This is a genomic window from Methylobacterium sp. GXF4 (assembly GCF_000272495.1).
Lineage (GTDB): Bacteria > Pseudomonadota > Alphaproteobacteria > Rhizobiales > Beijerinckiaceae > Methylobacterium > Methylobacterium brachiatum.
Genome location: NZ_AKFK01000013.1, coordinates 22412 through 31255 on the forward strand (window position 1 = coordinate 22412; position 8844 = coordinate 31255).

At 64.8% G+C, this 8844-nt stretch carries 9 protein-coding genes, 1 tRNA gene and 1 pseudogene; 7 read left to right on the top strand and 4 right to left on the bottom strand.

The window, feature by feature from the left end:
* The first annotated feature begins 163 nt into the window (after nt 1-163).
* The 7 genes from WYO_RS02470 to WYO_RS02500 all read left to right on the top strand — a co-directional run bounded on the left by WYO_RS02470 (nt 164) and on the right by WYO_RS02500 (nt 7523).
* Complete coding sequence (locus tag WYO_RS02470) at nt 164-1165, top strand: GHMP kinase (RefSeq protein ID WP_007558638.1); 1002 nt, start codon at nt 164-166, stop codon at nt 1163-1165.
* A gap of 63 nt (nt 1166-1228) precedes the next feature.
* The gene (locus WYO_RS02475) at nt 1229-2161 is read left to right on the top strand and encodes an NAD(P)-dependent oxidoreductase (RefSeq protein ID WP_007558640.1); all 933 of its coding nucleotides are present in this window, start codon (nt 1229-1231) and stop codon (nt 2159-2161) included.
* An 84-nt stretch (nt 2162-2245) separates the two neighbouring features.
* On the top strand, nt 2246-2833 hold the full coding sequence (locus WYO_RS02480) for a D-sedoheptulose 7-phosphate isomerase (protein WP_007558643.1): 588 nt from the start codon (nt 2246-2248) through the stop codon (nt 2831-2833).
* A gap of 22 nt (nt 2834-2855) precedes the next feature.
* Nucleotides 2856-4079: an HAD-IIIA family hydrolase gene (locus WYO_RS02485; protein WP_244424031.1), complete on the top strand. Its 1224-nt coding sequence runs from the start codon at nt 2856-2858 to the stop codon at nt 4077-4079.
* A 327-nt stretch (nt 4080-4406) separates the two neighbouring features.
* Nucleotides 4407-5645 (top strand): class I SAM-dependent methyltransferase, encoded by a 1239-nt coding sequence (locus WYO_RS02490; RefSeq protein ID WP_007558647.1) that lies wholly within the window; start codon nt 4407-4409, stop codon nt 5643-5645.
* A gap of 2 nt (nt 5646-5647) precedes the next feature.
* Complete coding sequence (locus WYO_RS02495; protein ID WP_007558649.1) at nt 5648-6610, top strand: NAD(P)-dependent oxidoreductase; 963 nt, start codon at nt 5648-5650, stop codon at nt 6608-6610.
* On the top strand, nt 6597-7523 hold the full coding sequence (locus tag WYO_RS02500; protein WP_007558651.1) for an NAD-dependent epimerase/dehydratase family protein: 927 nt from the start codon (nt 6597-6599) through the stop codon (nt 7521-7523). Before WYO_RS02495 ends, WYO_RS02500 begins: the two co-directional genes overlap by 14 nt.
* 13 nt (nt 7524-7536) lie before the next feature.
* Here WYO_RS02500 and WYO_RS30635 read toward each other — a convergent pair whose 3' ends face one another.
* From WYO_RS30635 to WYO_RS02510, 4 genes and pseudogenes are all read right to left on the bottom strand, one after another.
* Nucleotides 7537-7758, bottom strand: coding sequence for a hypothetical protein (locus WYO_RS30635; RefSeq protein WP_007558653.1), 222 nt, complete (start codon nt 7756-7758; stop codon nt 7537-7539).
* Nucleotides 7754-7947, bottom strand: a pseudogene (locus WYO_RS32075) (IS5/IS1182 family transposase); the annotation flags it as partial. The gene WYO_RS30635 and the pseudogene WYO_RS32075, both read right to left, overlap by 5 nt.
* Before the next feature lie 73 nt (nt 7948-8020).
* The gene (locus tag WYO_RS02505) at nt 8021-8410 is read right to left on the bottom strand and encodes a DUF393 domain-containing protein (protein ID WP_007558654.1); all 390 of its coding nucleotides are present in this window, start codon (nt 8408-8410) and stop codon (nt 8021-8023) included.
* Nucleotides 8411-8669: 259 nt separating this feature from the next.
* A tRNA-Ile gene (locus tag WYO_RS02510) sits at nt 8670-8745 on the bottom strand.
* Nucleotides 8746-8844 lie beyond the last annotated feature (99 nt).

The following is an 8844-nucleotide window of genomic DNA, read 5'->3' on the forward strand; positions in this document are numbered from 1 at the left end:
ATAAGACCGATCGATTTATTGATTATAAAATATCTTTCGATGGACCTAGCGCCTCGATCCTATGAATGTTATGGCCGATCGCCAGCATATCGAAGATCTGGACTGATTCATAAATATAAAACTTCGAGACATCAAAACGAATTGTGAAAATGGGTTTGCTGTAATGCTCACGGTCACGCGTACGCCGCTGCGGGTTAGTTTATTCGGTGGTGGGACGGACTACCCGGAGTATTTCGAGCGTGAGCCGGGCGCAGTCGTCGGCATGGCGATCGACAAGTATATTATCATAGCTGCTTTGGGCCTGGTCGGATGCCAGGACTATAATTACAGGCTCAGCTACTCCAAGCTGGAGCATTGTCAGAATGTTTTTGAGATAGAGCACCCAGTCGTTCGGGAGGTCCTGAGGCATTTCGACCTCAGCCACCGCCTCGATGTCAGCGTGATCTCAGATCTTCCGGCGGCGGGCAGCGGGTTAGGGTCATCGTCTGCATTCACCGTAGGGTTCCTGCGGACGGTGTATGCGCTGCTCGGACAAAAGCCGACGAAGATCGAGTTGTCGAAAAAAGCGATTGAGGTCGAACGCGACATCTTATGCGAGAATGTCGGCGTACAAGACCAGCTTCACGCAGCCTTCGGGGGTATAAATCGGTTCGACTTCAGCGGCTCCGCGATCCGAATATCCCCCCTTCAGATGACCTCTGCAACGCTGCGGCAGCTCAACGCTTCAATGGTGCTCGTGCATACCGGCATCGCGCGCCGTGCGACGACAACTGTCGCCGCGCAGATTGCCGTGACGCGGACCCGGGCCATCGACAGGGAATTGTCCGAGCTCTACCGCCTTGTGGCGGAATGCGTCTCCCTGTTGGAATGCGGAGCTCCGGGCTGGCTCACGCAGCTCGGCGAGATGCTCTCAGCGTCGTGGAAGATCAAGCGGACGCTTTCGCCAGATGTCTCCAACGCTGTTCTCGACGATCTGTTCGAGACGATCGTCGCCTCGGGTGCTTATGGAGCGAAGCTGTGCGGTGCTGGGGGCGGCGGCTTTTTCCTCGCCCTGATCGATCCGGAGCGGATTCCCGGCCTAGCCGAACGGGTTGCCCCTCTCTCGGTCATCCCGATCAGCGTCGACGTCGATGGTTCGACCCTGATTTACTGCCAAAGCCGGTAGCCGCCTGTTCGTGAAGCGGCTCAGCTTCAAATCATCACTGACTGAATGAGACGAGACGTCACGATGCGCATTCTGATCACTGGCGGCGCAGGCTATATCGGCACGATCCTGGTGCCGATGTTGCTAGAACGCGGGCACCACGTCACGGTCTTGGACACATTCAAGGCAGGAACTCCGGACCTGTCCGCCGCCTGTCTCTACGATGGGTTCGAGCCCATCAAGGGTGACGCGCGCGATACGCGGATTCTGGACGACCTGGTGCCGAAGCACGATGTCCTCGTCCCGCTTGCGGCCCTGGTCGGAGCACCGTTGTGCAAGGAAGACGCGATCGGCGCTACCACATTGAACCGGGATGCCGTCGTCGCGCTGGTTCAGCGGGCGGGTGGCGAGCAGATGATCGTCTATCCGACGACCAACTCGGGCTACGGCGTCGGTGAGACCGGCAAGTTCTGCACCGAGGAGTCGCCGCTACGACCGATCTCGCTCTACGGCACCACCAAGGTGGAAGCCGAGAAGGCCGTGCTCGACAGCGGGCGCGGCGTCAGCCTGCGGCTCGCGACGGTGTTCGGCATGGCACCGCGCATGCGGCTTGATCTCCTCGTCAACGATTTCACGCATCGCGCCGTGACCGATCGAGCGCTCCTCGTCTTCGAGGGGCATTTCAAGCGCAACTACATCCACATCCGCGACGTCGCCAAAGGCTTCATTCACGCGATGGACAATCACGGCCGGATGCGTGGCGAGGCGTACAATCTCGGCCTGTCGAGCGCGAACCTGTCGAAGCTGGAGCTCTGCGAGCGCATCAAGGCGCACGTTCCGAACTTCGTCTACGTCGAGGCCCCGATCGGCGAGGATCCGGATAAGCGCGACTACATCGTGTCCAACGAGAAGCTGGAGGCGACCGGCTGGTTCCCCGATTTCGATCTCGATCGGGGTATCAAGGAGCTGATCAAGGGCTTCCGGATGATCCGAAATTCTCGGTTCGCCAACGTTTGATCTGTGAAGAAACGCGGATCACTGAACGCTACGCCATGAAGCCTGTCTCTCACTGGCTTCAACGGGTAGCGTCTCGAGGTAATCATGAGCCCGATCGTCAATTTCCTTACGAAAACCCGGGACACCTTCCAGGATGCCCTCGATGATCGGCGCTTCCACGCGACGGTGCTCGAGATTGCCGATCTCGTCACCGCCTCCTTGCGCGGCGGCGGGAAACTCCTGACGATCGGCAACGGCGGGAGTGCCGGCGACGCACAGCACATCGCGGGCGAGTTCGTCTCGCGGCTCAACCACGATCGCCCACCCGCCGCGGCGATAGCGCTGACGACGGACACCTCCGTGATTACCGCGATCGGCAACGATTACGGCTACGAACACGTGTTCGAGCGGCAGGTTCTGGCTCTCGGCCGTCCGGGCGACGTCTTACTCGCGCTTTCCACGTCCGGGCGCTCGCCGAGCGTGCTGAGGGCGATGGATGCCGCTCGTGCGATTGGCGTTCGAATCGTCGCTTTCACGGGCGCGACGGGAGGATCGATGCCGGAGCGGGCCGACGTGTGCCTGCACGCGCCGTCGGATGCGACCCCCCTGATCCAACAGGTTCACATCACCGCCGCGCATATCGTCTGCGGTCTCGTCGAGCAAAACCTGTTCCCGCGCAATGCGGAGAAGTGAGGGGCCGACTATGACCAGGGCGGTGGATGCGAAGCCGGGCGCAGTCAGGCAAGCGATGATCCTGTGTGGGGGCTTCGGCACCCGCCTCGGCGCTTTAACGGCGGCGACCCCCAAGCCGCTCCTGCCCGTGGCTGGCGAGCCGTTCCTGGACGTGCTTCTGTTTGAACTGGGTCGTCACGGATTCACCGACGTCGTGTTGCTGGCGTCGTTCTACAGCGAGAAGATCCGCAGCTACGCCGCCGACAACCCGATCGCCCGCCGCTTCGGCATGACGCTGCGGGTCTCGATCGAGCCGGAGCAGGCCGGGACTGGCGGGGCGGTCGCTCATGCTCTCGCCGAGGCGCAGGAAACGTTTCTTCTCCTGAACGGCGATTCCTGGTTCGATTTCAATCTCCTCTCCCTCACACTCGCCGCATCCTGCCACCCGGATGCGGCGATGATCCTCTCGCTCCGGCGGGTCCCGGACGCGTCGCGCTACGGCGTGGCCGTCCTTGAGGGGGCGCGGATCACGGCGTTCCTGCAACGGCCGCCCGCCCCCGGCCCTGGTCTCGTCAATGCGGGGGTTTATCTCGTGCGCCGCGATGCCCTGACGGGCCTGCCTGCCTCCTGCTCCCTTGAGCAGGACGTGTTGCCCGGGCTGGTCGCCGAGGGACGCGTCTTCGGCCGGGCCTACGACGGCTATTTCCTCGATATCGGCGTGCCTGAGAGTTATGCTCGGGCTCAGACGGAGATTCCAGCCCGCCGACGGAGGGCCGCGGCATTCCTGGATCGTGACGGCGTTCTCAATCACGATCATCGCTATGTCGGTTCAATCGACAGGTTCGACTGGATAGACGGCGCCCGTGAAACCATCCGCGGCTTGAACGACGCCGGCTTTTTCGTGTTCATTATTACGAATCAGGCCGGGATCGCCCGCGGCTTTTACACGGAAGCGGATCTCGCCGTCCTGACGGGGTGGATGCAGGATGAATTGAACGCGGTGGGCGCGCATTTCGACGACCTGCGGTTCTGCCCCTATCACCCCGACGGGACCGTCGAGACCTACAAGGCGGTCCACGCGTGGCGTAAACCGAAACCTGGCATGATCCTCGACTTGATGACCCATTGGGAGATCGATCGAGCGCGGAGTTTCCTGGTCGGCGATCAGGAATCAGATCTTGCCGCGGGTCGAGCGGCGGGGCTCGCCGTGCATCATTTCGTCGCCGATGACCTGCTCGCCTTCATGCGTCAATCGAACCTGCTGTAACGCGCTGCTTCGGATATACATGAAGAAAAAATCATATTTGATTCCATATTTTCTTTGTTAAAACCGGAATTTCTATCTGTAGAATTGATTATTCTGCGAGATTTTTATCGTCGAAACCATGATATTTTGCTTGTTACGAAGAATTTATAGTGTATTTTATGCATAATAACTCTCTTTTACGTAAGATCTGATGTATTTTTGGCATTGGTTCATCCCGCGTGCGGCGTTAGTTGCGCTGTTCGACGTCCACCGTTAAGCGCCTCTTGCTCGTAAATCGCTGCATCGCGGATGGTTACAGGTTTTACAATGACAGGAACGAAACTCGCCATGGCATGCCGCGTCTGCGATGGACGCGATGTCGAGCTGTTCCTCGACCTGACCGATCAGCCGCACTGCAACCGCCTGATCCCGCCGGAACTCGCCGACCGGCGCGAGCCGCATTTCCCCCTGCGCGCCGGCTTCTGCCACGATTGCACGCTCGTCCAGATCGATCACACGATCCCGAAGGAGAGCATGTTCAGCGACTATCCCTACGTCTCGGGGACAACGAAGACGCTGGTCGAGCATTTCCGCCAGACCGCGGCCCGGCTCGTGGAGCGGTACGGCCTCGGGCCTCAGGACCTCGTCGTCGACATCGGCAGCAACGACGGCACGTGGCTGCGGCAGTACGAGCCCTTCGGCCTGCGCCGCTGCGGCGTCGAGCCCGCCTCCAACGTCGTGGAACTGGCCCGCGCCGCGGGCGTGCCGACCGTGAACCGTTTCTTCAATGCGGAAACCGCGGAACTCGTCCGCGCCCAGGACGGTCCGGCGAGCCTGATCACCGCCGCCGGCGTCTTCTTCCACCTGGAGGAGCTGCACAGCGTCGTGAAAGGCATCGTCACGCTGCTCAAGCCGGACGGCGTCTTCGTCGTGCAGGCGATCTATCTGGGTGGCATGATCGAGAATACCGCCTTCGATCAGATCTATCACGAGCACCTGTGCTACTACACGCTGCGCTCCCTGGAGCAGCTCTTCGCGCGCCACGGTCTCGAAGTCTTCGATGTCAGCGTCGTCCCGGTCCATGGCGGGTCCCTCGAGGCGCATGTCGGCTTCCCCGGCGCCCATCCCGTCAGCGACGCGGTCAGGCGCATGCGCGCCGACGAGGAGGCCCGCGGCTACGGCACCTTCGAGACCTATCTCGGCTTCGCCCAGAACGTCCGGCGCCTGCAGGGCGCGCTGCTCGATCTGCTGGAGCGCATGCACGCCGAGGGCAAGACGGTCCACGCCTACGGCGCCCCGGCCAAGGGCGCGACCCTGCTCAACGCCTTCGGCATCGGCCCGCGGCTGGTTCAGTATGCGGCCGAGAAGAACCCGCTGAAGTTCGGCCGCCTGATCCCCGGCGCGCGCATCCCGATCGTCGAGGAGGGCAGCGTGCCCGCGCCCGATGCCTATCTGGTGCTCGCCTGGAACTTCATCGACGAGTTCCTGGCGCGCGAGCGCCGCTACCTCGAAAACAGTGGCGCCTTCATCGTTCCGGTTCCGGAGCTGAAGGTGATCACCGCCGCAGACCTGCCGAAGGCGGCCTGAGCATGGGCGCTCTCCCCGAGACCGTCGTCATCGTCGGTGCGACCGGGTTCGTCGGCCGCAACCTCGTCGCGCATCTCGCCGGTCGCGTGCCGCGGCTGATCGCGGTCAGCCCCTCCGGCCGCGCGGTGCCGGGGGCGACCGAGGCGGCGCGCTTCGACGCCCTGGAGGCGCTGTCGGTCCCCGCCGACACGATCGTGGTCAACGTCGCCGCGCAGCGCTACGATGCCGACCAGTTCGAGACGGCGCAGAGCGATCTGCTCACCGGCAACGCCGAGATCACCAACCGCCTCTACCGGTTCTGCCTGACGAAGGGCATCCGCGAGGTGCGCGCGGCCTCCAGCGTCGCCGTCTATCCGGCGGCCTGCGATCCCCTCGACGATGCCGAGTCGGTCGATCTCAACGCGCCGCCCAATCGGAACGAGGCCTTCTACGCCTGGTCGAAGCGCTGGGGCGAGGTGGTCGCCGACCTCCACGCCGAGCGCTACGGGATCCACACGCTCAGCTTCCGCCTGAGCAATCCCTACGGTCCCCACGACTCGACCGATCCGCGCAAGGCGCATGTCCTGCCGGCTTTCGTGATGCGCGCGCTGGCGCCGGGGGAGCGCTTCGAGATCAAGGGCAACCCGCTGGTCGAGCGCGACTTCGTCTATGTCGGCGACGTCGTCGACGTGTTCGCCCGCTCCCTGGAGATACGGGAGGCGAGCGACGTGCTCAATCTCTGCCGCGGGCAGACCACGACCCTGCTCGACCTCGCCCGCACCATCCTGGAGGTGGCGGGGGAGGACCGGCCGCTCCACGCCCCCGACACGGCGACCCACGGCGTGCTCGCCCGCCGCTCGACCAACCGGCGGCTGCGCGAGCGCTTCGGGATCTCGACCTTCACGGGGCTCGCGGACGGGCTGCGGCCGACGATCGCGTGGTATCGCGAGGCCTATCGCGACGGGGCTCACCATGCCGGGGCCTGAGCACGACATCGTCATCGGGGCCGACGGCTTCCTCGGGCGCAACCTCGTCCCGCGGCTCCGGGCCGAGGGCCGCGAGGTCGTGGGCATCGGACGCGCGGCGGGTGACCTCTCCGACTGGGCGAATGTCGAGCGTGCGCTGCGCGCGGCGCCCCCGGCCGGCCGCATCTTCCACGTGGTGACCCGCCAGCGCACCGGCGCCGTGCAGTACGACATCCAGGGCGAGCTCCTGGCGATCAACGCCCGGATTCACCTCAACGTCCTCGAAGCGTGGCGCCTGTACCAACCGCAGGCCAAGCTCGTCTCCACGGGCTCGTCCTGCACCTATCCGGAATCGGCGGAGCCGCTCCCCGAGGCGCGCTTCGGCCAGGGACCCACGCACTCGTCCGTGATCGGCTACGGGCTCGCCAAGCAGGTCCTGGCGACCGGCTCGGCGGCCTACGCGCACCAGTACGGTCTGAGCTTCCTGCACTGCGTGCTGGCGACCCTGTACGGCCCCCACGACAACAAGGCCGCCGACCGCAGCCACTTCGTCGGCGCCCTGCTCGAACGGGCCGCGCGGGAGAAGGCGGCGGGCGCGCAGCAATTCGAGGTCTGGGGCAACCCCCAGACCGTTCGCGAGGTGCTGCATGTCGATGACCAGATCGACGCGATCCTCGCGGCCGACCGGGTGTTCGACAACGAGATCCTCAATTGTGCCGCCAACACGCCCGTCACCGTCGAGGCGGTGGCGCGGGCGGCCCTGGCCGCCCTCGACTGGTCCGTCCCCTTGGTGAGCCCGCCCGGCTCGTTCCAGGGGGCAGCCTACAAGATGCTCGACTCGACGCGCTTCCTCGACCGGACCGGCTGGCGGCCGCGCATCGATCTCGAAGCGGGCCTGCGCAGGCTCGTGGCGGAGGAATACGCCAAGCAGTGAAGACGCGGCGCATTCAGAGCGCCCGATAGAGTTGCTCGATCGGGTCCTGCGAAACGGCGTTCACCATTGCCCCTCGATCGGCGTCGCGTTTTGGTTTGCTTAAATCTCGGCAGAGGCGGATTGAGGGAGCCTGGATTTGGCGGGTGGTGACAAAAGGCTGTTTGGAACTTGTGATCCGTCGAGCGGCCTGGTTGAGCAGGATGCAGACGAAGACGGCGATGTGCGGGTCGGTCATAACCGGCCCGCTCGCCACTCTCGGGCGGGGAACGCACGGCCCGGCTGTCGAGCACGATTGCTGCCGGGTAGGGCGGGCTGTCCGGGGCCAGGCGCAGCACCACGCGCAGATCCCCGGCCGGGTGCCGGAAGCAGCCGGCTTCCGCCAGCGCTGAGCCTGTTCATACACGACGAACCACAGCGGCAGGTCACGGGATATCAGGCGCGGGCGCCCGGTGATCCGATACGGGTCCCCGGTGCGATTCTTCTCAGACGTTGCCGACTCAGCGGTGCCGGCGTGCGATCAGCCGTGCCAGGCGTGGCCGTAAGGGCAGCGACAGCCGGTAGGCCGCCTCGGCCAGGGGCAGGAGGGGCCGCAGCCCGAAGACGCGCAGGTCGAGGAGGCGGCCGAGCGAATGCCAATGCGGCAGGACCCGCCACAGGCGGGCGAACGCTGCCGCACCCGACACGAGCTGGCCGTCGGCGCCCCGCACGTGGAAGCGTCGCAGCGCGTCGGCCCGGTCGAGATCCGGTCCGAGGCCGACCTCCGGCGCGGTGCGCCCGACATCGACGAAGGCGATCCGCTCGGCTCCGCGGCATTGGCGATAGTGGCCGATCTCGGCCCGGCAGAGCGGGCAGCCGCCATCGTAGTAGACGGTCAGGTCGGAACTCATCGGATCAGCGCTCAGGGTTTGCAGGGCCGGTCCCCGTGCCTCTGGCACGATGGACGAGGCAGGCCGCGACCGGAACGCGGTGCGGGTTTCGGGGAAACGCCCCAGCCCCGTGATCGCCCCCGGGCGGAGGCGGTCTCAGCGTCGCAGATGATCCGGCCCGCCGATTCAGGAGGCTGGGCTGACGCCATGCGAGGCGACGCGCGCCGGGTGCGGGCTAAATCCGAAATGCCCAAGCGGGACCAACACCCCGCAAAACGGATGGTGGGCCCGGCAGGACTCGAACCTGCAACCAGACCGTTATGAGCGGTCGGCTCTAACCATTGAGCTACAGGCCCTGCGCCCGCGGAACGGATAGCCGATCGGGGGGCGTCCGTCACCCGGATTTCGTCGCGGCGCGGGGGCGCCGGGGGCGGGGTGCGGGGCGACGAAATCCG

Coding starts and splice junctions, on each gene's coding strand:
- WYO_RS30635 (WP_007558653.1), bottom strand. CDS start 7,758: ATGACCGACCCGCACATCGCCGTCTTCGTCTGCATCCTGCTCAACCAG.
- WYO_RS02480 (WP_007558643.1), top strand. CDS start 2,246: ATGAGCCCGATCGTCAATTTCCTTACGAAAACCCGGGACACCTTCCAG.
- WYO_RS02500 (WP_007558651.1), top strand. CDS start 6,597: ATGCCGGGGCCTGAGCACGACATCGTCATCGGGGCCGACGGCTTCCTC.
- WYO_RS02470 (WP_007558638.1), top strand. CDS start 164: ATGCTCACGGTCACGCGTACGCCGCTGCGGGTTAGTTTATTCGGTGGT.
- WYO_RS02505 (WP_007558654.1), bottom strand. CDS start 8,410: ATGAGTTCCGACCTGACCGTCTACTACGATGGCGGCTGCCCGCTCTGC.
- WYO_RS02495 (WP_007558649.1), top strand. CDS start 5,648: ATGGGCGCTCTCCCCGAGACCGTCGTCATCGTCGGTGCGACCGGGTTC.
- WYO_RS02490 (WP_007558647.1), top strand. CDS start 4,407: ATGGCATGCCGCGTCTGCGATGGACGCGATGTCGAGCTGTTCCTCGAC.
- WYO_RS02475 (WP_007558640.1), top strand. CDS start 1,229: ATGCGCATTCTGATCACTGGCGGCGCAGGCTATATCGGCACGATCCTG.